Below are 23886 nucleotides of genomic sequence, written 5' to 3' on the forward strand. Positions count from 1 at the left end.
CCCCCGTGCCTCTCCGCTGGTCGCATCGGCATACCCATCTGTCGAGGGTCGCTGATCAACCGTGAGTGACCGGACCTGACTGGCCCACGCTCCGCCCACCGTCGACGAAGGACTCGCGCCATGGGGTTCCCTCGGGTCCGCCAGACCTGCGTCCGCGGGCGCGTGTGCCTCGGGGCTCGGCATCGGCGCAACCTCCACAACCGCATCTTCTGAGCGCGGGGACTGAGAGCTGGTCACATCCGGCACGCCGAGGTATGGCGTGCTGGGCGCCGTCGCAGCCCATCCCGATGCGATCGCGGGAGCAGCAGCCGGATCCCCGTCACCGTGGGTGGGGACCGACGCAGCCTCGTCGGGACGACTCTTCTTCCTACCGAACACCAGGCACAGCCTCCCGCACGACTCGGACGACTCTCGTCACGTCGACACCCTCGATCGTCGGCGCATCCAGCACCACTGCGGCCCCCGCCCCGTACTTGCGACCGATGTGCCGCGCTGCGTCGATCTCTTCTTCAGCCTTGCTGCCCTTGAGGGCAACCAGAGTGCCACCGCGCCCCAGGAGAGGCATCGACCATCGGTAGAGCTTCTCGAGGGCAGCGACCGCTCGCACCGTCACGGCGTCTGCGAACAGGTCCCCGTGCACATCCTGTGCACGGCCTCGTCGCACCACCACGTTGTCCAGGTTGAGCGAGCTAGCCACCTCGCTCAACCAGTCGGTGCGCCGCTCCATCGGCTCCAGGAGCACGACCTCCGCGTTCGGCACCATGGCGGCAACGACGATGCCGGGAAGCCCTGCACCGCTTCCGAGGTCGATGATCCGCCCCGTGGTGGGCAGGAAGGGAACGACCGCTGCGGAGTTCAGCAGGTGTCGCTCCCAAAGTCGCGCGAGCTCACGCGGGCCGATGAGGCCTCTCAGTTCACCTTCGGCGACGAGAAGGTCGTGGAAACCGACGATGGCCGGCCATGACGCCCCGAAATACTGCTCGACCCGCGGGTCGTCCTGCAGTGGGTCGGCTCCGTCGACACCCGTCGACTGAGCTTCCGTCACAGCCAGGTCTCCTCGGTTTCACGTGAAACGAACGTGTGCTCGACGGTTCGTTGTGGCGGTTGCAGCCTGCCGAGTGTGTCCACGGCGGTGCGGGTCGAGCGCGACGCCAACGGTACCGTGCTCAAGCCTCACGACCGGCCATCCACACAGGCGGAGTTACCTCCGGGACGGCTCGCATGTGCTGCTCGAACACGCCGATTTCTGGCGGACGACTCGTGACGCGTGTCAGAGCGCCACGCCTGAGGAACTAGTCCTTGCGCACGCCGATGGCGACCTTCACCCGTGAGACCCAACCCGTCCGTTCACCCCCGTAGCGACAGCACTGCGCTCCCGTGCCGTGCGGCCGCCACGGGTCTCGCATCGCGCTGATCCAACCAGCCGGTACCGACCACGTCCCACACGAGGGGTCACGATCAACCCGCACCCACGGGTTCCTCCACAGCGCCTGCAACTTGCGACAGCCCTCTCATGATCGTGCTGTGCTGGCCGGCTCGTCCGATCTGTCGTGACCACCCCTTAGGGTCGGCTCGTCTAGGCGTTGTAACCGAGGCTTAGTGATCGGGTCGACGACGCCTAGCCATCGAGTCGACTCGACACAGGCGCGTTGCACCGGTGCGATCGATTCACCACCGTCGCGCACGATCCCGTCCCTTGTGCAGGCTCCGGCGGCGGGTTCGACGATCTTCTTGGGCTTGTTGGGCCTGTCGACGCTGTCGAGCCCGTCAAGCCGCCTAACCCGGTCGAGCCTATCCAGCCCGTCGCGCGGTCGAACTGCCGAGCCGGCCTGGGCTCCCGAGCCAGCATGGGCGCGCGAGGTCGCCTGAACTCTCGCGCCACCCGGGGGCTCCCGAGCCAGCCTGGCGTCTTGCCGCTGACCCACCTGCCGAGCCTGCCGACCTGGCGAGCCCGCCGAGCCCACCGAGCCTGGCGAACCTGTCGAGCCTGCCTGACCTGCCGAGCCTGCCGACCTGGCGAGCCCGCCGAGCCTGCCGAGGCTGCCGAGCCCGCCTTTCCCTGCCGAGCCTGCCTGACCTGCCGAGCCTGCCGACCTGGCGAGCCCGCCGAGCCTGCCGAGCCTGCCAACCCCGCCGACCTAGGGAGCCCGCCAAGCCTGCCAAGCCTGCCAAGCCTGCCAAGCCTTGCTGACCTGCCGAGCCAGGCGAGCCCGTCCACCTCGCGAACCGTCGACTTGGCGGACCTGTCGAAGCTGGCGAGCGGCATGGACCTATACCCGGGGCACCTATACCCGGGGCGCAACTGGCGCCCGTCACAGCGAGCTGGCGCCGTTGATGGGCGCACTGTCCGACCATGCTGCTCGCCGGAGTCGCCCGGTCTTCGACGTCGCTCCAACCACTACCGGTCTCGCGCGCGGCGTCGTCATCCGGATACGCCGTCGGCCCGTGGTCGGCGGCGACACCGAGGTAGGCGCGTACCGGCGACAGTTGTCGTCCCGGTGCGCCAAGAACCTGCCGTGGGTGGCCATACGCGCGATACGGCATGGAGACGTCGATCGGCGCAGCAACTGTCGCCATCAGCACACACCGCTGCGCACCCGCACTCGGGAATCAGTGACACCTGGCGCTCGCCTCGAATGAGCCGGACAGGACAGGTCCACAGTGCCCGACGTTTCACGTGAAACGCGGGTGCAAGAGTCGGTCAGCATCAGTTGCAGGGTCGTGTCCACAGCCTTCGGTCCTGACGAGGACCAACGTCTGCAGCGTGCGGATGGGTCCACGGTTCCGCCTTCGGGCTCCACCCCCGCCCACCTGCCACGTGGACGCGTACGACCAGAGTTCCCTTCTTGCCAGGGCGCGACCACGTAGGCCGTATGAACAACGCGAATGGAACGCGTCGGAGCTGTCGTTCCAGTAGTGCGACATGAGCACTGGCCCTGCACCTCGCGACAACGAGCCCAGCCGCAGAATGGGCAACACGTCTCTGGCTACCAGGCTACGGTCCTGGCTCCGATCGCCGGTTCATTGCCAACGCGCCTGTGTCTATGCGCACAACCAGACACTCGCCCCTACCTGCCTGCACAGCCGGTCGCAGGCGAACGAGCCTAGGAACGGTCGTTGACGACCGCCCCTGTTTCACGTGAAACGGTCCCCCGATCCATCAGGAGATCGAGCCGAGGACGGAGGTGGAGGTACGAGGAACATCCCGGATATATGCCGGTGGCTCAGGCACTTCGACTATCCAGCTCCACGACCCACGTCCGCATTCGATCCACACATCGGACTGCGGTCGCCTACACGCGCCTACGCGCTTACGCGCACTCAATGCGAGCCGTGCGCCGCAGCGGGGTGCACCCCCCGCGCTCCGATCCACCGGCGGGGACCGCGCTTGTTTCACGTGAAACGCAGAAGGGCGAGCCATGTGACTCGCCCTTCTGTGTGCCACACCCCTCAGGGCATGTGGCGAAGATCAGTGATCACGCGGGTCGGATCACGACGTGACGCTCGGGCTCGACGCCATCGGAGTCGCTCGTCAGACCAGCCGCCGCGACGGCGTCGTGCACGACCTTGCGCTCGAAGGGGTTCATGGGCGCGAGCGCGACGGCCGTGCCACTCTCCTTCGCACGCTCGATCGCCTCGGTGGCAACCGTCACGAGCTCGGCCCGCCGAGCGGACCGGTACCCCGCGACGTCGAGCATCAAACGGCTGCGCTCACCAGTCTTGGCCTGAACGGCAAGACGTGTGAGCTCCTGCAGAGCGTCGAGGACCTCGCCGTCGGAGCCAGCAAGACGCCGAAGCGACTTGTCCGCCGGGTCCTCGGAAACGATCTCGACAGCAGCGCGGCCATGGTCGACGTCGATGTCGATGTCACCGTCAAGGTCTGCGATGTCGAGCAGCTCCTCGAGGTAGTCGGCAGCGATCTCCCCTTCTTCCTCGAGCCGCTTCGTGCTCGTGGTCTCGATGGGGGCTTCGGGTTCGGTTGAAGTCATGGAGGGCACTCCGATCAACGTCTACTTCTTGGGCTTGGTGGGCGGCTTGACGGGCGCTGCGTCCGACGGACCGGGATCTTCTTCGATACCGGACTTCATCGGGGCGGCGTCACCGGGCTTGGTGACGGGCTTGGCACGGTCCTTGCGCTTCGGCTGCTGGCGCTGGCCGGCGCGGGGCTTCTCTTCGATCTGAGGTGCGGGTGCATCCTCGATCACGCCCTTCGCGGCGGCCTTCTTCGCCTTGCGCTCCTTCATGGCGAGCTCGGCCTGCGACCCGGGGGCCGGCATGCGTCGGATCGTGTAGAACTGCTGCCCCATCGACCAGAGGTTCGTCGTGGTCCAGTAGATGAGGACACCGATCGGGAAGTTCACGCCGGAGAACGCGAAGATCAGCGGCAGGACGTAGAGCAGGATCTTCTGCTGCTGAGCCATCGGACCCTGCAGAGCAGCAGGCGGCATGTTCTTCATCGTGAGCTGGCGCTGCGTGAGGAACGTCGTGGCCGACATGGCGATGATCAGGACGACCGAGACGAGCCGGATCTGCAGCTCGGCCCCGGGGTGCTCGCTCGCCTTCATGAACGTGGCGGACAGCGGAGCGCCGAAGATCGTGGCGGCGTCGAACGACTGGGCCAGCGACTGGGTGAGCGGGCCGATCGGGTCCATGGCGCCGCTAGCGACCTGGGGCACCGAGTTCAGCACGCGGAACAGCGCGAAGAAGATGGGCGACTGGAGCAGGATCGGAAGGCAGGACGCGAACGGGTTGGTGCCGTGCTTGCGGTACAGCTCCATCGTCTCGCGGCTCATGGCTTCACGGGACGCGGGGTCGGACTTCCCCTTGTACTTCTTCTGGATCGCCTGCATCTCAGGCGCGAGCAGCTGCATCCCGCGCGACGCCTTGATCTGGCGGAAGAACAGGGGGATCAGCGCGATCCGGATCACGATCACGAGGCCGACGATCGACAGCGTCCAGGCCCAGCCGCTGTCCTCGCCGAGCCCCAGCGCCACGAACAGCGCATGGAACTGCACCATGATGAAGCTGACAACCACCATGATCGGGTGGAGCAGACCGTCAAACCAACTCATGCGGGAAGACTCCTCGGTGGTGAATCAGTGCGCGGTCGACGCCGCGTCGAGATGACGGTGACCACGGTGCGCAGGTGGAACGTCGTCCACGCCGCCGGGGTTCCAAGGATTGCAGCGAAGCACGCGCCAGACCGCCAGGTACGTACCTCGCAACGCACCGTGCCGCTGGAGTGCGACCACGGCGTACTGCGAGCAGGACGGGTAGAACCGGCAGCTCTGGGGCGTCATCGGTGAGATGAACAGCTGGTACCCGCGGACGGCCGCCATGAGGAGCCGGGCGGGAACCCGTGCGATGAGGTGCAGCACCGAAGGAACGCTCATGGGATGACTACGCACCGACCCGTCGCGACGAGCGCCGCAACGCTGTCTCGAGCGCCGCATCCAGGTCGGCGCCAAGTCGCGCATAGCTGCTGGTCGCCGCCGGCGGGAGTGCCCGAACCACGAGGCCTGCATCTGCCGGCAGAAGCGCCAGACGGGAACGGACCAGCTCCCTCAACCGACGCTTGACGAGGTTGCGTGTCACCGCCGTGCCGACGGCCTTGGACACGACAAGACCGACCACTGGCCCCACGGGGGTGTGATCGGTCCTGGTCGTCAGATGCACCACGAGGGTGTCCCGTCCGCCGCGCGCGCCTCGGCGCACCGCCTGCTCGAAGTCGGCAGCTCGGCGCATCCTGTGCGCGGCGGGCAGCACCGACGGTGATGTCAGGCCGAGAGCTCCGCGCGGCCCTTGCGGCGACGGCCCGCGAGGATCGCGCGGCCCGCGCGGGTGCGCATACGCAGACGGAAGCCATGGGTCTTGGCGCGACGCCGGTTGTTCGGCTGGAAGGTGCGCTTGGTCACGAGAGTCTCCAACTACATCGGGTGGGCCTCGCATGTACCGCGCGACCTAGGTTCGGGCTGCCCCACAACGACGCCTCCACGAACACGCAAAAGCGTTCGGCGTCTGGGCGCGCCAGCTGGAGGCCATCGATAAGGCTCCAATACCGTACTTCCCGCTGTACAGGCGGGTCAAATGCGCGTGAGTCGTCAACCCGAGCCCTCACCGGCCACGATGCCAGGACGAATCGGACGTCACCCGGTTGAGTCCTGCCCCACGCTGATCGTGCCCACTACGCTCGTACCTCGTTGCCGGTGCCGGTGGCCTGTGGATCACGCGCTCGACGGTGCGCTGGGGACGGGTGCCCACGGTGACACGCACGACGTCGGACGTTCCCCGTCCTCACCGCCGGAGACGGCAGTCGGAGCCGACCTGCTCAGCCGCTCACAGGTGTGGACAACTGTGTGGACAACGCACCGCCGTGCGAGACTCGACCACCCACGCGAACGAACAGCCGAGGTAGCACGTGTCACAGGACGAAGAGCTCGCACGGGTCTGGGGCCACGTCGTGTCGACTTTGGAGCAGAGCCCCGACATCACGCCGCGGCAGATCGCTTTCGTCCGCCTCGCCCGGCCGCTCGGGCTGCTCGACGGGACGTTGCTGCTTGCCGTCGGCAACGACCTGACGAAGGACTACCTCGAGTCCCGGGTGCGCGGTGAGGTGACCGACGCGCTGAGCACCGCCCTCGACCGTGAGGCCAGGTTCGCGATCACCGTCGACCCCGAGCTCGCCGAGGACGCACCGCCGGCGCTGCGGGTGGTCAGCACCGAGTCGCGCTACGACGACCAGCGATCGGAGCAGCGAGGCGACTACGACCGCGACACCAACGAGTCACGACGTGACTCGCGCGCCGACCTCTCCTTGGTCTCGAACGACGATGACGGTTCTCCGAACGCGCGTCGTGAGTCACAGCGCGAGGACCGGCCGTTCCCCGGCCGCAACGACGAACGCCAGACGGGCCGCAAGCAGGCGGCCGAGCCGGCGCGTTTGAACCCGAAGTACCTGTTCGAGACCTTCGTCATCGGCAGCTCCAACCGGTTCGCGCACGCCGCGGCGGTCGCCGTCGCGGAAGCGCCGGCGAAGGCCTACAACCCGCTGTTCATCTACGGCGACTCAGGGCTGGGCAAGACGCACCTGCTGCACGCGATCGGCCACTACGCCCAGAACCTCTATCCGAGCGTGCGCGTCAGGTACGTGAACTCGGAGGAGTTCACCAACGACTTCATCAACTCGATCTCCGAGGGCAAGGCAGGTGCGTTCCAGCGCCGCTACCGCGAGGTCGACGTGCTCCTCATCGACGACATCCAGTTCCTGCAGGGCAAGGAACAGACGATGGAGGAGTTCTTCCACACCTTCAACACGCTGCACAACGCGAACAAGCAGGTCGTGATCACGTCCGACCTGCCTCCCAAGCAGCTGAACGGCTTCGAGGACCGGATGCGGTCACGGTTCGAGTGGGGCCTGATCACCGACGTCCAGCCGCCCGACCTCGAGACCCGGATCGCGATCCTGCGCAAGAAGGCCGGCAGCGAGCGGCTGCAGGCACCGCCGGACGTGCTGGAGTACATCGCGTCGAAGATCTCCACCAACATCCGCGAGCTCGAGGGTGCCCTGATCCGGGTCACCGCGTTCGCCAACCTCAACCGCCAGCAGGTGGACCTGTCGCTCGCCGAGATCGTCCTCAAGGACCTGATCACCGACGACCAGACCACCGAGATCACCGCGACCCAGGTCATCGGGCAGACGGCCGCCTACTTCGGTCTGAGCATCGACGACCTGTGTGGCTCCAGCCGTTCGCGCGTCCTCGTCACGGCCCGCCAGATCGCGATGTACCTGTGCCGCGAGCTGACGGACCTGTCGCTGCCGAAGATCGGCCAGGCCTTCGGAGGCCGAGACCACACCACGGTGATGCACGCGAACCGCAAGATCCGCGAGCTGATGGCCGAGCGCCGCTCCATCTACAACCAGGTCACCGAGCTCACGAACCGGATCAAGCAGCAGAGTCGAGGCTGACGCCAGCTCGGCCGCGGTGGTCGCATCTGTCCCATGCGACCCAATTTGACCCACTCGCTCAACACGGTTATCCACAGCTATCCACAGGTACCTGGGGATGTTTGTGACGTGATTCACCCGTTCGGTCGACCGTGCCGTGTGGGCACCGCTCGCAACGCTCTGACCTGCAGGGACGTCCGAGACCACCACAACTCGGACATGCGAACGGGGCGAAACTGCGCCACCGTTGGGTGAACCTTCACGGCCGAGGACCCGCACAGCCGTGCTGCAGGCAACCTTCAGGCGCTTCCTGAAAGACCCATGGGACGAATCTCCACACCTGTGTGTTCACCTGTGGACAGCGGTGGACCAGACCCCACCTGGTGTGGACGACGCGGGCTCCGGCGGTGGACAGAACTTCGGCCTGTCGTGGGCGTGCACCGCCGTCCACCGCATGTCCGGATCGACGCACACGCGTCGTACACATGACATTTTGCTCGTGACCTGCGACGACGCGCTTCGTCCACACAATGCACAGCCCCGATGACGATGACGACAACTCTCAATGTCATGGATCCACACACCGCCAGAACGAGCCGGGCCGTTCCCGAACCACAGCCGTGTCGGCATCCGTACCGAGCGTCGGACCGAACGCGTAGTGTTCGCGTGATGCCTGTCCGGCCCCGTCTCTTTCGAACCCTCGAGGAGATGCGACGAGATGCCGACAGGCCCGCACGACGAGAGGTTGAGGCATGAGGTTCCGGGTCGACCGTGATGTTCTGGCGGACGCCGTCACGTGGACGGCGCGCAGCCTGCCCACCCGGCCGCCGGTTCCCGTCCTGGCCGGTGTGCGGCTCGAGGCCGACACCACCGGAACCGTGCAGCTCTCGAGCTTCGACTACGAGGTCTCCGCACGGTCGCAGATCCCCGCGGACGTCAGCGAGCCTGGATCCGTCCTGGTCAGTGGCCGTCTGCTGGCAGAGATCTCCCGCGCGCTGCCGGACAAGCCGGTCGATGTGGTCCTGGAGGGCACGAAGGTCATCGTGACCTGTGGTGCCAGCCGGTTCACGCTCCTGACGATGCCCGTCGAGGACTACCCGAACCTCCCGGTCATGCCGCCGACGACCGGCACGGTCGACGGTGACGAGCTCACGCACGCGGTCGCCCAGGTATCGATCGCCGCGAGCAGGGACGACACGTTGCCCCTGCTCACAGGCGTGCGCGTCGAGATCGAAGGCGAGAAGGTCACGCTCCTGGCCACCGACCGCTACCGTCTCGCGCTGCGTGAGCTCACGTGGAAGCCCTCGACACCCGACGTCTCCACGGTCGCGCTCGTGCGCGCACGGACCCTGCTCGACGCTGCGAAGTCGCTCGGCAGCGCGGGCTCTGTCACCGTGGCCCTGGCCACGGGCACGGGCGTCGACATGATCGGGTTCGAGGCTGCCGGCCGCCAGACGACGAGCCTCCTCGTCGACGGCGACTACCCGGCGGTCCGCCGGCTGTTCCCCGACGAGACGCCCATCCACGCCGTGGTGAGCACGCACGCGCTGGCAGATGCCGCCAAGCGCGTCAGCCTCGTCGCAGAGCGCAACACCCCGATCAGGCTGTCGTTCAGCGAGGGCCAGGTCGTGCTCGATGCCGGTCAGGGCGACGATGCGCAGGCCTCCGAGGCCATCGAGTCGGCGCTCGTCGGTGACGACATCTCCGTGGCGTTCAACCCGCAGTTCCTGCTGGACGGTCTCGGGGCCCTGAGCACGCCGTTCGTGCGGCTGTCGTTCACGCACCCGAACAAGCCCGTGGAGTTCACGGGCCAGCAGACGCTGGACGGCGAGGACAACCAGGAGTACCGCTACCTCCTGGTGCCCATCCGTTTCGCCAGCTGACAGCAACCACGCCAGCTGGTACCGAGAACCTGACACCAGCCAGTCGCCCGAACATGCGGCATGGTGAGAGGTCTGGAGGCGCGCGCTGAGGCGGCGCGTCGCGAACCGAAAGAGGCGCGATGCACATCGGTCTGGTGGGCTTGGGGAAGATGGGCGCGAACATGCGGCAACGCATCCGCGCCGCAGGGATCGACGTCACCGGGTACGACCGCAACCCGGACGTCACAGACGTGCCGTCGCTGGCGGCACTCGTGGACGCGCTGCCGGCGGGCGACCGAGTGGTCTGGGTGATGGTGCCTTCCGGCGAGATCACCGACGGCGTCATCACCGAGCTGGCAGGGCTGCTGACCGCCGGGGACATCCTGATCGACGGCGGGAACTCCTACTACCAGGACGACGTCCCGCATGCGGAGCTGCTGGCGACGGCCGGTATCGGTTTCATCGACGCGGGTGTCTCGGGCGGCGTCTGGGGACTGGCCAACGGATACGGCCTGATGGTGGGCGGCGATGCAGAGTCCGTCGCCCGGGTCATGCCCGTGTTCGACGCGCTGCGTCCCGAGGGTCCGCGTGAGGAAGGGTTCGTGCACGCCGGCACGGTGGGTGCAGGGCACTACTCGAAGATGGTGCACAACGGCATCGAGTACGGGCTGATGCAGGCCTACGCCGAGGGGTACGAGCTGCTGGCCGCGAAAGACCTGGTCACAGACGTGCACGGCACGATGAAGGCGTGGCAGCGGGGCACCGTCGTGCGCTCGTGGCTGCTGGACCTCCTGGTGCAGGCGTTGCAGCAGGATCCCGGGCTGGGAGCGATCGACGACTGGGTCGAGGACTCGGGCGAGGGTCGCTGGACGGTTGACGAGGCGATCGACCTGGCCGTTCCGGCGCCGGTGATCTCCGCTGCGCTGTTCGCGCGGTTCGCTTCTCGTCAGGGTGAGTCACCTGCGATGAAGGCCGTTGCCGCGCTGCGTCAGCAGTTCGGTGGCCACGCGGTGAAGCCGGCCGGGACCACGGGCCCGATCAGCAGCACCACGCCGGCCGCCGGCGCGGCCGTGCCACCGTCCGCCTGACCGGGGTCGCATGTACGTCGCACACCTCTCGCTGACCGACTTCCGCTCGTACGCGCAGGTCGAGCTGCCGCTCGAACCTGGGATCACGGCGCTCGTCGGACCCAACGGTCAGGGCAAGACCAACCTGGTCGAGGCCCTGGGCTATGTCGCGACGCTGGGCAGCCACCGCGTGCCGACCGATGCGGCACTCGTCCGGTCGGGTGCGAGCCGGGCCGTCGTGCGGGCGCGGGTCATCCGTGAGCGGGACGCGGGGCAGCCGCGTCCGACGCTCGTCGAGGTCGAGGTGACGCCGGGGAAGGCGAACCGGGCGAGGGTCAACGGCGGGTCACCGACGAGGGCGCGCGACATCTTGGGGATCTTGCGGACCGTGCTGTTCGCGCCCGAGGACCTGGCTCTGGTCAAGGGTGACCCGGACGGGCGCCGTCGTTTTCTCGACGACCTGCTCGTGCAGCTGACTCCTCGGATCGCGGGGGTCGTCGCCGACTACGACCGGGTCCTGCGTCAGCGCTCGGCGCTCCTGAAGTCGGCGGGTGCGGCGATGCGCGGCGGGCGCAGCGGTGCGGACCTGCGGACCCTCGACGTGTGGGACACGAAGCTCGCGCAGACGGGGGCGCAGATCATCGTGGCGAGGAGGTCGCTCGTGCGGGCCCTCGCACCGCACGTCGAGAAGGCGTATGCGCAGGTCAGCTCCGGTCAGGGCGATGCGGTGACCACGTACAAGGCCTCTCTGGACGCTGCGTTGGGGAACGACTCCGGCAGCGTGGGCGAGACCGCAGGGATCGATGACGGTGCCGGTGTCGAGCTGGTCGAGGCCCAGCTGCTCGAGGCGGTGGGACGGTTGCGCACCAAGGAGATCGAGCGGGGCGTGAGCCTCGTGGGTCCCCACCGCGACGACCTCGTCCTGAAGCTCGGTGGCCTGCCGGCAAAGGGGTACGCCAGCCACGGGGAGTCGTGGTCCTTCGCCCTCGCACTGAGGCTGGCCTCCTACGAGCTGCTCACCAACGGCTTCGACGATGCCGGCGACTGGGGCCCGGACGGCGAACCGGTCCTGGTCCTGGACGACGTGTTCGCGGAGCTCGACGGCCGGCGGCGCGAGCGTCTGGCGGAGCTTGTCGCGCCCGCTCGGCAGGTGCTGATCACCGCGGCAGTCCCGGGGGACGTCCCGGAGCTGCTCGCGGGGGCCCGCGTCGACGTCATGGCCGGTGAGGTGTCCCGTGTCCTCTGAGCGGCCGCTCAAGGACCTCGTCGACCTCACCGCTCCGCGACAGGTCGCGGCGGGCGCGCTCGCGCGCGCCAAGAAGGCGGCGGCACAGCGGGGATATCGGCCCGGGGACCCGGCGCGACGCAGGCCACTGGTGGACACCACAGGGTCGGCCGGCCCGGGCGCGCGAGACCCTCAGCTCGTCGGGTCGACGGTGAGCGGTCTGCTCGACCAGCTGGGCGGAACCTCGGACCAGGTGGCCGGCGTCCTCAAGCACAAGTGGGCACAGCTCGTCGGGCCGGAGGTCGCGGAGCACTGCGAGTACGTGTCGTTCTCGGGTGGTTGCCTGACGGTGCGTGCCAGCTCGACGTCCTGGGCAACGCAGCTCCGGTTCCTGGGCCCGTCGATGCTGGGGCGGTTGGCCGCCGACCTCGGTGACGGTGTCGTCGTGGAGATCACGGTCCTCAACCCTGGCGGTCCGCGGTTCCGGACAGGGCCGAAGCGGGTGCCCGGGCGTGGGGAGCGCGACACGTTCCGCTGAGAAGCGGAACCACGTCCTCGACAAAGGGCTGCGGAAGAGGGTCTGAGCCCTTCCACCAGGTAGACTGTGAAGGTCATTCCCGGCGCATGTGTGCCCGGAACTCCAGCGTCTTGGAGTGATCCGCCCTGATCTCCGGTGGCGGGCGCCCTCCTTCGCGTGTGAGAGCTTGAGGAGTACTACCGCCCGTGGCCGAGCAGAGCACGCACCCGTCCGGCACGACAAGCAGTGACAGCACGAACGGAAAGTCGTCGAACAACGGCGGGTACGACGCCTCCGCGATCACCGTCCTCGAAGGGCTCGAGGCGGTCCGCAAGCGCCCGGGCATGTACATCGGGTCGACCGGCGAACGCGGTCTGCACCACCTGGTCTACGAGGTCGTCGACAACTCCGTCGACGAGGCCCTCGCCGGCTACTGCGACCACATCGAGGTGACGCTGCGCGCCGACGGCGCGGTCAAGGTCGTGGACAACGGGCGTGGCATCCCGGTCGCGGTCCACCCCACCGAGGGCCGGCCGACGGTCGAGGTCGTGATGACGATCCTGCACGCCGGCGGAAAGTTCGGCGGCGGCGGCTACGCGGTCTCGGGCGGCCTTCACGGCGTCGGCATCTCCGTGGTGAACGCGCTCTCCACGCGCGTGGAGACCGTGGTGAAGCGGGACGGCTTCACGTGGCAGCAGAACTTCTCCGACGGCGGCAAGCCGCTCGGCGAGCTGCACAAGGGTGACCCGACCGACGACACCGGCACGTCACAGACGTTCTGGGCCGACCCGTCGATCTTCGAGACGACGGAGTACGACTTCGAGACGCTGCGCTCGCGCCTGCAGCAGTACGCGTTCCTGAACAAGGGACTGCGGATCTCGCTGACCGACGAGCGGCCCGCACACCTTGGCACGGGTGACGAGGTCGCCGGGTCGGCCGACGAGCAGGCCGAGGGCGATGCCGCACCGTTCCGCAGCGTCGTCTACAAGTACGACGAGGGCCTCGCGGACTACGTGCGGCACCTCAACGGAGCGAAGAAGGTCGAGGTCGTGCACCCCGACATCATCGACTTCGAGTCCGAGGACACCGAGCGTCGGCTCTCGCTCGAGATCGCGATGCAGTGGACGAACGCGTACTCGGAGTCCGTGCACACGTACGCCAACACGATCTCCACCACCGAGGGCGGCACGCACGAAGAGGGGTTCCGCGCGGCGATGACCTCGCTGATCAACCGCTACGCGCGCGACAAGGGCATCCTCAAGGAGAAGGACGAGAACCTCACGGGCGACGACATCCGCGAGGGCCTCACGGCCGTCATCTCCATCAAGCTCGGCGAGCCGCAGTTCGAGGGTCAGACGAAGACCAAGCTCGGCAACACCGAGGCCAAGACGTTCGTCCAGAAGGTGGTCAACGACCAGCTCGGCGACTGGCTCGACAGCCACCCGAACGAGGCGCGCGACGTCATCCGCAAGTCGATCCAGGCGTCCGCGGCCCGCATGGCGGCCCGCAAGGCCCGCGAGGCGACCCGGCGCAAGGGCCTGCTCGAGTCGGGCGGCATGCCCGGCAAGCTGCGCGACTGCCAGTCCAACCACCCGGACGAGTGCGAGGTGTTCATCGTCGAGGGTGACTCGGCCGGTGGCTCGGCCGTGCGTGGTCGCAACCCGCGGACCCAGGCGATCCTGCCGATCCGCGGAAAGATCCTCAACGTCGAACGCGCCCGGTTGGACCGCGCGCTGGGCAACCAGGAGGTCCAGGCGCTGATCACGGCCTTCGGGACCGGCATCGGCGAGGACTTCGACATCGCCAAGCTGAGGTACCACAAGATCATCCTGATGGCGGACGCCGACGTCGACGGCCAGCACATCCGCACGCTGCTGCTCACGCTCCTGTTCCGGTACATGCCAGAGCTGATCACGCACGGGCACGTCTACATGGCGCAGCCGCCGCTGTACCGGGTGAAGTGGACGAACGCCGACCACGACTACGTGTACTCGGACCGTGAGCGCGACGCCGTCGTGAAGGACGGGCTGGCCGGTTCCAAGCGCCTGCCCAAGGAGAACGCGATCCAGCGGTACAAGGGTCTCGGAGAGATGGACTACCAGGAGCTGTGGGAGACGACGATGTCCCCCGAGCACCGCACCCTGCTGCAGGTCACTCTCGACGAGGCCGCCGCGGCGGACGAGATCTTCTCGATCCTCATGGGCGAGGACGTCGAGTCGCGTCGCTCCTTCATCCAGCGCAACGCGAAGGACGTCCGCTTCCTCGACATCTGAGGAGGGAATGCGAGCTCCGACGGGAGCATCCGCTGCGCAGATACCAAGCACGTCGAGCCGAACCTAAGGAAACACCTTGAGCGAGACCCCCGGCAGAGAGATCGAGCACGGCCGCATCGAGCAGGTCGACCTGCAGCTCGAGATGCAGCGCTCCTATCTCGACTACGCCATGGCGGTCATCGTCGGCCGCGCGCTGCCCGACGTCCGCGACGGGTTGAAGCCGGTGCACCGGCGCGTTCTGTACGCCATGTACGACGGCGGCTACCGGCCGGACCGCCAGTTCTCCAAGTGCAGCCGCGTCGTCGGTGACGTCATGGGCAAGTTCCACCCGCACGGCGACTCGCCGATCTACGACGCCCTGGTCCGCCTGGTCCAGGACTGGTCGATGCGCTACCCGCTCATCTCCGGGCAGGGCAACTTCGGCTCCCCGGGCGACGACCCCGCGGCCGCCCCCCGGTACACCGAGTGCAAGATGGCTCCGCTGTCCATGGAGATGGTCCGGGACATCGACAAGGACACCGTCGACTTCCAGGACAACTACGACGGACGCACGCAGGAACCGACCGTCCTGCCGTCGCGCTTCCCGAACCTCCTGGTGAACGGCTCGGCGGGCATCGCCGTCGGCATGGCCACCAACATCCCGCCGCACAACCTGCGCGAGGTGGCCGACGGCGTCCAGTGGTACCTCAGCCACCCGGAGGCGTCGACCGAGGAGCTGCTCGACGCGCTCCTGCAGCGGATCAAGGGCCCGGACTTCCCGACGGGCGCGACGATCCTCGGTCATCGGGGCATCGAGGAGGCGTACCGCACGGGACGCGGCTCGATCACGATGCGCGCCATCGTCGAGGTCGAGGAGATCCAGAACCGGATCTGCCTCGTCGTCACCGAGCTGCCGTACCAGGTGAACCCCGACACGCTGGCCAAGAAGATCGCGGATCTCGTCCGGGAGAACAAGATCACCGGCATCGCGGACATCCGCGACGAGACGAGCGGTCGCGCGGGCCAGCGCCTCGTGATCGTGCTCAAGCGTGACGCCGTGGCCAAGGTCGTGCTGAACAACCTCTACAAGCACACCCAGCTGCAGGACACGTTCGGCGCCAACATGCTCGCGCTCGTCGACGACGTCCCGCGCACGCTGAGCATCGACGCGTTCGTGCGGCACTGGGTCACGCACCAGCTCGACGTCGTGGTGCGTCGGACCAAGTTCAAGCTGCGCGAGGCCGAGGCGGCCATCCACATCTACCGCGGCTACCTCAAGGCGCTCGACGCGCTCGACGAGGTCATCGCGCTCATCCGCCGCTCCCCGGACGCAGACCAGGCGCGCACCGCCCTGATGGAGCTGCTGGACATCGACGAGCTGCAGGCCAACGCGATCCTCAACCTGCAGCTGCGTCGTCTGGCCGCGCTGCAGCGCCAGGAGATCCTGGACAACTACGCGAAGCTCGAGGCGGAGATCGTGGAGTACCAGGCGATCCTCGAGAGCGAGCAGCGGCAGCGGGACATCGTCTCCGAGGAGCTCGCCGAGATCGTCACGAAGTACGGCGACGAGCGACGCACGACGATCCTGCCGTTCGACGGGGACGTCAGCATCGAGGACCTCATCGCCGAGGAGGAGATGGTCGTCACGATCACCCGCGGCGGATACGCCAAGCGGACGCGCTCGGACAACTACCGCGCCCAGCGCCGCGGTGGCAAGGGTGTGCGAGGCGCGCAGCTGCGCGAGGACGACATCGTCGACCACTTCTTCGTCACGACGACGCACCACTGGCTGCTGTTCTTCACGAACCTGGGACGCGTCTACAGGGCCAAGGCGTACGAGCTGCCCGAGGGAGGCCGTGACGCCAAGGGTCAGCACGTGGCGAACCTTCTGGCGTTCCAGCCGGGCGAGAAGATCGCCCAGGTGCTCGACATCCGCGACTACACCACCGTCGAGTACCTGGTGCTCGCGACGCAGCGCGGCCTCGTCAAGAAGACGCGCCTGACCGAGTACGACTCGAACCGCTCGGGCGGTGTGATCGCGATCAACCTGCGCGAGGACGAGGAGGGCAGGCCGGACGAGCTGGTCTCCGCTCGCCTCGTGGACTCGCACGAGGACCTCATCCTCGTGTCGCGCAAGGGCCAGTCGGTGCGGTTCACCGCGTCTGACGAGTCCCTGCGCCCCATGGGTCGAGCCACCTCGGGCGTCACGGGCATGAAGTTCCGCGACGACGACGAGCTGCTCGCCATGGATGTCGTGCGCGAGGACGCGTTCCTCTTCACGGTGACCGAGGGCGGCATCGCCAAGCGCACCGCGCTGACCGTGGAGAACTACCGGCAGCAGGGTCGCGGGGGTCTGGGCATCAAGGTCGCCAACCTGCCCGAGGCCAACGGCGACCTGGTCGGCGCGATCGTCGCGGACGCCGAGGACGAGGTCCTGGTCATCATGGAGCGCGGCAAGATCGTGCGGTCCGCCACCGCCGAGGTGAACGCGACCGGGCGCACGACGCAGGGTGTCATCTTTGCCAAGCCGGACAACGGTGACCGGATCATCGCCGTCGCAAGGAACACGGAGCGACACCTGGCAGACGATGCAGGTACCGTGGGCGGCGAGAATGCTCAGGTTTCGGACGAGCTCGGCGACTCACCCGTGGACACGGACGCGTCGACCGAAGCACCTGAGGCCGTGACCGATCCGTCTCCGGAGGACGCATGACCGATCCCACGCCACCCTCGATCCCGCCGCGCACAAAATCGACCTCACCGGCCTCCACGGGCCGGCAGACCACGTCGTCACCGGTGCGTCCTGGGACGAAGGCAGCGTGGAACGGGTCCGACGAGGCGCAGGGTGGGGACGCCACCGTGAAGAGCGGCTCGAAAGGGTCCACGGCCACGGTTCTTCCTCCCACCGTCGCTCCCCCGCCGCGCACGTCGACCTCGGCCGGGCGCAGCGCGAGCAGCTCGACCGGATCGGGCGGGACCTCTCGTCCGGCCGCGTCGAAGGGCAAGGCGAAGACGTCGACCGGTACCGCCGACGGGGTCACGCTGTCCCCCGAGACGGAACCCGATCAGGCGACATCCCCGCGTGACGTTCCCGAGGAGGACGTTCCGTCCCCGATGATGGTGGCAGTGGACGCCACCACGGCGTGGTTCAAGAAGGCCGGCGGCGCCACCACGGCGGCCTTCTCGAACTTGACCCGTCCCCGTTCCGAGGAACCCACCATGACTGCGACACCCGCAACTGCTGCTCCGGCGCCGTCCGCCGCTCCGCGGCCGGCCTCGTCGGGTGACCACCCGCGCCCGGCGACCGGCCGGACGCCGACGGTGCTCAGTCACTCAGGACCTCGTCGAGTGCGGCTGGCGATCTCCCGCGTGGACCCGTGGTCGGTGATGAAGCTGTCGTTGCTGCTCTCGGTGGCCGTCGGCATCATCTTCGTCGTGGCGGTCGTCGTCCTGTGGCTGACCCTGGACCGCATGCACGTGTTCGCCCAGGTGGACGATCTGGTCACCCAGATCACCGGCCAGGAGACCACGATCCATGTCCTGCAGTACGTGGAGTTCCGGCGGATCGTCTCCGGCTCCATGCTCATCGCCGTCGTGGACGTCTTCCTGCTCACCGCTCTCGCTACGATCGGTGCGTTCCTGTACAACATCGTCGCCGCGCTGGTGGGCGGTGTGCACGTGACCATGACCGACGACTGAGCACAGTCCAGACCGCCGGTTTGGGACTGACGCCAGCCCTGGGGTAGTCTCATCCGGCACTGCACGGGCCTATAGCTCAGACGGTTAGAGCGCTTCCCTGATAAGGAAGAGGTCACAGGTTCAAGTCCTGTTAGGCCCACTCCCGACCCGTGGGGGAACCCGATGAAGAAGCTCCTGCTCCTCGTGGCGGTTGCCGCCGCAGCGTTCGTCGTCTGGCAGAAGTACACCCAGGATCGCGACGAGCGCGACCTGTGGGCAGAGGTCACCGACACCTTCGAGTGACGGGAACCTGACCGGGGATCTTTCCTGGTCAGACGGGGCCATGGCGCAATTGGTAGCGCACCTGCTTTGCAAGCAGGGGGTTAGGGGTTCGAGTCCCCTTGGCTCCACATCGAGCGGTTCGCGTACGCGGACCGCGACGTGCACACCGAGGGTCGCATGACCGCGACGGCGACTGCGGGTGCGGCGACGGCTACGGCCTCGTTGGGCGAGATCGTTTGGGACATGGGCGACGGCAACGAGAAGGTCTGTGCGGGTGTGGCAGCGAAGGGCATCCCGTACGACGCAGGTTCGCACCGAGACGAGTCGCCGACGTGCGGGTACACCTACTCCCGGTCCTCGGCCCGCCAGGAGGACCTGGCGTACACGGTGACCGCGACGTCACGCCGGATGGTGCACTGGGCCTTGGGCGGTGCTGGGCAGGAGGGCGACATCCCCCTGGCCGAGTCCGTCGTCGGGGTCTACCGCGACCCGTGGGGAGTCATCGGGTGAGGCGCTACGCCGGTGGGGTGCTCTCGCGCTCACGATGGTCCTGGCGGTCTGTGTGGCCGGCTGCACCAAAGATAATCCCGTACCGGTGCAGACCGAGATCCCGTCCGTGCCTTCCGCCTCGGGGGACCTGGTCTGCGGGATGAACGCCGTCGACGTGGAGACGGCGACGGGTCAGAAGATCGACCACGTCGTCGGCGACATCGGTCCGGGTGCGACCGGCACGCAGGAATGCGAGATCTGGCCTGTGCACACCATGCTGGTCGACGGTGCGATGTTCTACGTCACGCTCGCGCCGGCCGACTCGCCGGACGGCATCGAGGAACGTGCCAAGGTCGACGGCATGGCACCGGGGACCCGCAAGCCCGACGTGAGCTACGAGGACGCCGACGGTGCAGTCTGGCGCACGGGACCCGACGGAAAGGGCAAGAGGACGACGCGCGGCGCGCTCTCCGCGGTGTTCGAGGACGACCACGTCATCAAGCTGCTGAGCTCGATCAACCCCGAAGAGCGGGATGGTGCGGTCGACCTGCTGCCGCTGTCGCAGCAGGTGGCGCGCTCGGCGGGTCTGACCACCGGGTCCTGACAGCGGTGACGGCTGGAGAACGTCAGGGGCGACCCACCGGCGTCGCGCGGGCGTGGTTCATCGGCGTTCGCCGACGATGCCCGGTCGTGACGGCCGACTTCTTAACCTGCGGTGGGCCGACACGGGCGCCATCTCGGTATGGCCGAGCCCCAGCTCCGGCTCGCGGAGCACGACTGATCACCCTCGGATCAGTTGTGTGTGAGGTCGATGCCGGCCGCGGCGACGTCCATACCGACCCGACCAGGAAGGTCGCCTACATCGAAACGACCTTTGGCTGCACTGGCGATCTGAACTCCGGTCGCGCCGCGTCCAGCGATGAGCGCCGCCTAGCGGCGGCGCGGGCTCAGCCGAGAGTGCTGCAAGGCAGCCGACGCTGACCCCGAACCGCGCGGTGGCCACCGTTCGGCGAACGGACGCCGCGAGGCGGCCCGATCACCACCCCGCGTTGTCGCTGCAGGTCAGTCGGTCAGGTCAACGAGGACCGCGCCAGGCGTCGCGTCGATGAACGGCTGCATCTCAGCAAGAGCGGCCTCCTTCGTTGCATGCGCCGAACCGCCGGCAATGGACTGGGCGTACGCCTTAGCGCCGGGGATGTCGGACGCCGGACGAACGATGTACTTGGCCGTGCCGTCGGAGCCAGTGCGCGCGAGGACCAGGACGTACAAGCCGGCAGAGGTCAGGTCGTCGCGACGCTCGGAGTAGCGAAGCTGCGGGGCGGTCGCTGGTCCGGCGGCGGCCTTGATGTCGGCAACAACGGCGTCCGGGAGGGGCTGGCCGACAGCAACGACCGTGCCAGCGTCGTTCGTGCCGACGTACACCTTGGCGCCAGCAGCGCGCAGTGCGTCGACCTGGTCGAGCGGGACCTCAGTGCCGACCGGAGCGTCCGCCGTGATGGCAACCGGAGCAGGTGACGAGGCGGCCCGGGTGGTGGCCGGCGCAGTCGGCTCGGAGACGACTGCGGATCCGTCCGAGCTGCACGCGCTGAGGGTCAGGCCGAGCGCGATGGTGGCGGTGATGCTGAGAACCTTGGACACCCTGTTCGGATCGGCTACTGGTCGGTCCGTCTTGACCGTCGTCGACCCGGACTCGGTCACAAGAGCTGCCCCGACAAGACGGCTCGTGCGCCACTGGCCCTGAACCTTGACCGATGCCGTCCTCACGCTCGGCGTGCTCCGCGTCGTCGGCCGCGGTCCGTGCAAGGTGGTGGCGGCGGCGGTGGTCGCTGCGGTGTGGGTCCAGGTGCGATCACGGGGCACCCGGGCGGCCGAGAGCGTTGCCGAGAACCGGGCCCGGTCGGATGTGACGGCTCCGGTAGCTCGATCTCACGGGACCGGGGACCTCGCGATCTCATCGCTCGTTGAGACGTCGTGCCAACGTGGCCCTCAACCGTGGCCAGCTCCGCAGGTAGGCGCCAAGTGCGAGAAGGAGCACCCCACTGACTGCGAGGGGCGGCTCGATCTGGGTCGGGTCTCGACGCATGCTCGCGCCGCCGTCGGTTGTCGCGACGTCGAGAACGAGGTACCACTGCAGGATGGCGAGGCCATACCAGAGGAGGCACATCGCACCGAGCACGAAGGGCTCCGTGGCGATCGACCGCACGCTCTCGCGTCGTCGCTGTCCTCGTGGCCGGGTTGCCGCTGCCGCGAGCAGTCCCAGCGAGCCGACGAGCATCAGTGCGTGATCGAGCGGCGTGAGGGGTCCGTAGCCCAACATCGTCATCAACCGGCCGTAGACGATGTAGGACTGGACCCGCGTCACCGCTGCAGCGGCGAACAGCGCAACGCCGACGACCACGCCGCCACGCCACAGCCAGGCGTGGACCGGGATGGACGGGCCGCGTGAGGGGTGCACCGAGCCAGTCTGCTTCACGGCCCCACACCGAGCGGGTGGCTTCACGGCATCGGCACAAAAGCCTTTGGGAGTAGACCTTCGTCGTTCGTGGATGCGGGGTCGACGACGGACGAACGGCCCAAACCACGGTCACCCGGCGGGCCAACGCTCTTGGCCGTCATCTGAGCGGGCTGCGCAAAGAACCCGGCGTCGGCAGCGACCACCCCGATCGGCCCGGGCAGAAAGTCACGGCCCCGCCCCGCCGTCTCGTGGCCCAGGAGTGGGCTGCGGACGATCACGGCCGTCGTGAAGCGGTAGACCGGGCAGCCGGCCGGGGTTGGGATCCCTCGCCCCCCGCGGGGTGCACCAGGGACGCCTATGTCCCGTGCCAAAGCTGGCGTCGGCCGATGACACGACCTCTGCTGAGAGACCTCGGCGACGGGCCGGGTTGCTAGCCGGATGGGTCGCACAAGCTACTGGGAATCGTGCCCTCTGCTCGCCGCCTTGAAAGTGAGTAGGCCAAGGTCGGCGTCTACCTGCCTGTCTTAGTGGCCGCAGGACCAGCTGTCAGCGCCGAGCAGCGGCCCGGGGGGCCGGCCGTGCGGCCAGGCGCCGCCTCAGCACGGGTCACCCGCGACGGTCGTCAGGACCACCCATCGGTCCTCGCCAGGCACCCGGCCCAGCGTGAACGGCACCAGCCGCTTGCTGAAGCCGGCCTCGTCTGGCGTGGCCGTGCCGTTCTTGTCCGCGAAAGTCGCCTGGGAGAAGTCTTCGCAGGCGGAACCCTGCGCGGTGTCGCCGGTGACGACCACGCTGCCGACGCTCGTGTGGAACACCCCTGCGATGTGCACCAGGTCGTTCGCGTTGTTCGTCGCTGCCTGCTGCATCCTGTCCTGGATCTCCACGGAGGCGATCACGGAGAACGCAGGGCTGACCGTGTTGGTGGTCAGGGTGCGCCAGTACTCCTTCTCGAAGGTCGCCAGCGTGTTGTAGACGTCGGCCTCGTCGCCGGTCAGCTCGGGGATGTCGGTGAAGACGATGCCCAGCGCCGGGTCGGACTGGTCCTGCACCTCGGACGACGGGGTCGGGGTCGGCGTCGGGGAGGGCTCGACGGCCGTCGTCGGTGTTGCGCTCAGCCCGGCCGGCTCGTCAGGCGTTCCCGAGCAGCCCGCGAGCACCCCGACGCACACAGCTGAGACCACAACCCAGACCGCACGACTCACGCGTGCCTCCCGTGCTCCCTGCGACCGCTGGCTCGCAGCACCCACGTGCCTCAGCACGGGTCGCCCGCGACGGTCGTCAGGACGATCCATCGGTCCTCGCCAGGCACCCGGCCCAGCGTGAACGACGACAGCCGCTTGTTGAAGCCGGCCTCGTCGGGCGTGTAGGTGCCGTCCTTGTCCGCGAACGTCGCCGCGGAGAAGTCTTCGCAGGCCGAACCCTGCGCCGTGTCGCCGGTGACGACCACGTTGCCGACGCTCGTGTGGAGCACCCCTCCGATCTGCCCGAGGTCGTTCGCGTTGCTCGTCGCTGCCTGCTGCATCCTCGCCTGGATCTCCGCGGAGGCGATCACCGAGTACGCGGGGCTGACCGTGTTGGACGTCAGCGTGCGCCAGTACTCCTTCTCCAGGGTCGCCAGCGTGTTGTAGACGTCGGCCTCGTCGCCGGTCATAACGGGGACGTCGGTGAAGACGATGCCCAGCTCCGCGTCGGACTGGTCCTGCACCTCGGAGGACGGCGTCGGGGTCGGGGTCGGGGAGGGCTCGACGGCCGTCGTCGGCGTTGCGCTCAGCCCGGCCGGCTCGTCAGGCGAACCCGAGCAGCCCGCCAGCACCCCGACGCACACAGCCGACACCACAACCCAGACCGCACGACTCATTTGTGTCCCCTACGCCCTCTGCCACGCCGACCGCTGCGGCCAGACCGACCGTGAGACTACCTAAGGCACCCTGTCGACGGGCCGCCGAGAGGTGTTCGTCACGCGAGCATCTGCCGGAGGTGGCCTCCGGACGAGCGGCTCGAGAGCGAGCATGACGAAGGGCCCGGCACTCGTGCCGGGCCCTTCGCCTTTCACCGGCGTCTTCTTCACCGGCGTCTTCTTCACCGGCGTGGCCGGCGAAGTCTCATTCCGCTCC

General features: G+C 68.0%; 21 protein-coding genes and 2 tRNA genes. 13 read left to right on the top strand and 10 right to left on the bottom strand.

Annotation, left to right across the window (positions count from 1 at the left end; genetic code table 11):
• Positions 1–367: 367 nt before the first annotated feature.
• The 6 genes from rsmG to rpmH form a co-directional block, all read right to left on the bottom strand.
• On the bottom strand, positions 368–1045 hold the full coding sequence (gene rsmG, locus N553_RS0106575) for a 16S rRNA (guanine(527)-N(7))-methyltransferase RsmG (RefSeq protein ID WP_028045870.1): 678 nt from the start codon (positions 1043–1045) through the stop codon (positions 368–370).
• Between the two features lie 2431 nt (positions 1046–3476).
• Entirely contained in the window at positions 3477–3989 is a 513-nt protein-coding gene (locus N553_RS0106580) for a R3H domain-containing nucleic acid-binding protein (RefSeq protein ID WP_028045871.1), read from the bottom strand.
• Positions 3990–4010: 21 nt separating this feature from the next.
• Positions 4011–5072 carry a membrane protein insertase YidC gene (gene yidC / locus N553_RS21450; protein WP_081844400.1) on the bottom strand — a complete coding sequence of 354 codons (1062 nt, stop codon included), beginning with the start codon at positions 5070–5072 and terminating at the stop codon, positions 4011–4013.
• Between the two features lie 24 nt (positions 5073–5096).
• Entirely contained in the window at positions 5097–5393 is a 297-nt protein-coding gene (yidD, locus tag N553_RS0106590) for a membrane protein insertion efficiency factor YidD (protein ID WP_028045872.1), read from the bottom strand.
• A 7-nt stretch (positions 5394–5400) separates the two neighbouring features.
• A complete protein-coding gene (gene rnpA, locus N553_RS0106595; RefSeq protein ID WP_028045873.1) occupies positions 5401–5766 on the bottom strand; it encodes a ribonuclease P protein component in 366 nt (121 codons plus the stop codon).
• An 11-nt stretch (positions 5767–5777) separates the two neighbouring features.
• Positions 5778–5915, bottom strand: coding sequence for a 50S ribosomal protein L34 (rpmH, locus tag N553_RS21455; protein WP_034620737.1), 138 nt, complete (start codon positions 5913–5915; stop codon positions 5778–5780).
• Between the two features lie 503 nt (positions 5916–6418).
• Here rpmH and dnaA point away from each other — a divergent pair.
• The 13 genes from dnaA to N553_RS0106660 all read left to right on the top strand — a co-directional run bounded on the left by dnaA (position 6419) and on the right by N553_RS0106660 (position 19921).
• Positions 6419–7966: a chromosomal replication initiator protein DnaA gene (gene dnaA / locus N553_RS0106600; protein ID WP_028045874.1), complete on the top strand. Its 1548-nt coding sequence runs from the start codon at positions 6419–6421 to the stop codon at positions 7964–7966.
• Between the two features lie 731 nt (positions 7967–8697).
• Positions 8698–9828, top strand: a complete 1131-nt coding sequence (dnaN, locus tag N553_RS0106605) for a DNA polymerase III subunit beta (RefSeq protein WP_028045875.1) — start codon at positions 8698–8700, stop codon at positions 9826–9828.
• A gap of 119 nt (positions 9829–9947) precedes the next feature.
• Positions 9948–10895, top strand: a complete 948-nt coding sequence (gene gnd / locus N553_RS0106610; RefSeq protein ID WP_028045876.1) for a phosphogluconate dehydrogenase (NAD(+)-dependent, decarboxylating) — start codon at positions 9948–9950, stop codon at positions 10893–10895.
• 10 nt (positions 10896–10905) lie between these two features.
• Positions 10906–12120, top strand: coding sequence for a DNA replication/repair protein RecF (gene recF / locus N553_RS0106615; RefSeq protein ID WP_028045877.1), 1215 nt, complete (start codon positions 10906–10908; stop codon positions 12118–12120).
• Positions 12110–12637 (top strand): DUF721 domain-containing protein, encoded by a 528-nt coding sequence (locus N553_RS0106620; protein ID WP_028045878.1) that lies wholly within the window; start codon positions 12110–12112, stop codon positions 12635–12637. Before recF ends, N553_RS0106620 begins: the two co-directional genes overlap by 11 nt.
• Before the next feature lie 278 nt (positions 12638–12915).
• Positions 12916–14889 (top strand): DNA topoisomerase (ATP-hydrolyzing) subunit B, encoded by a 1974-nt coding sequence (gyrB, locus tag N553_RS0106625; protein WP_231505219.1) that lies wholly within the window; start codon positions 12916–12918, stop codon positions 14887–14889.
• Positions 14890–14965: 76 nt separating this feature from the next.
• A complete protein-coding gene (gene gyrA / locus N553_RS0106630; RefSeq protein WP_028045880.1) occupies positions 14966–17581 on the top strand; it encodes a DNA gyrase subunit A in 2616 nt (871 codons plus the stop codon).
• Between the two features lie 413 nt (positions 17582–17994).
• Positions 17995–18567 (top strand): DUF3566 domain-containing protein, encoded by a 573-nt coding sequence (locus N553_RS25585; RefSeq protein ID WP_231505180.1) that lies wholly within the window; start codon positions 17995–17997, stop codon positions 18565–18567.
• 65 nt (positions 18568–18632) lie between these two features.
• A tRNA-Ile gene (locus N553_RS0106640) sits at positions 18633–18706 on the top strand.
• A gap of 23 nt (positions 18707–18729) precedes the next feature.
• Positions 18730–18849, top strand: a complete 120-nt coding sequence (locus N553_RS25590; protein ID WP_231505181.1) for a DLW-39 family protein — start codon at positions 18730–18732, stop codon at positions 18847–18849.
• 34 nt (positions 18850–18883) lie between these two features.
• A tRNA-Ala gene (locus N553_RS0106650) sits at positions 18884–18956 on the top strand.
• A 49-nt stretch (positions 18957–19005) separates the two neighbouring features.
• Positions 19006–19338 carry a hypothetical protein gene (locus N553_RS24685; RefSeq protein WP_156043726.1) on the top strand — a complete coding sequence of 111 codons (333 nt, stop codon included), beginning with the start codon at positions 19006–19008 and terminating at the stop codon, positions 19336–19338.
• 106 nt (positions 19339–19444) lie between these two features.
• Complete coding sequence (locus N553_RS0106660) at positions 19445–19921, top strand: hypothetical protein (RefSeq protein WP_156043727.1); 477 nt, start codon at positions 19445–19447, stop codon at positions 19919–19921.
• 458 nt (positions 19922–20379) lie between these two features.
• On the opposite strand, the gene N553_RS0106665 is transcribed toward N553_RS0106660, so the two are convergent.
• From N553_RS0106665 to N553_RS0106685, 4 genes are all read right to left on the bottom strand, one after another.
• Positions 20380–20955 carry a hypothetical protein gene (locus N553_RS0106665; protein WP_156043728.1) on the bottom strand — a complete coding sequence of 192 codons (576 nt, stop codon included), beginning with the start codon at positions 20953–20955 and terminating at the stop codon, positions 20380–20382.
• 313 nt (positions 20956–21268) lie between these two features.
• Positions 21269–21772, bottom strand: a complete 504-nt coding sequence (locus N553_RS0106670) for a hypothetical protein (protein WP_156043729.1) — start codon at positions 21770–21772, stop codon at positions 21269–21271.
• A gap of 596 nt (positions 21773–22368) precedes the next feature.
• Positions 22369–22974, bottom strand: a complete 606-nt coding sequence (locus N553_RS0106680; protein WP_156043730.1) for a hypothetical protein — start codon at positions 22972–22974, stop codon at positions 22369–22371.
• Between the two features lie 50 nt (positions 22975–23024).
• Positions 23025–23630, bottom strand: a complete 606-nt coding sequence (locus tag N553_RS0106685; protein ID WP_156043731.1) for a hypothetical protein — start codon at positions 23628–23630, stop codon at positions 23025–23027.
• Positions 23631–23886: the final 256 nt, after the last annotated feature.

It is taken from the genome of Cellulomonas sp. URHE0023 (assembly GCF_000688475.1).
Taxonomy (GTDB): Bacteria; Actinomycetota; Actinomycetes; order Actinomycetales; family Cellulomonadaceae; genus Cellulomonas.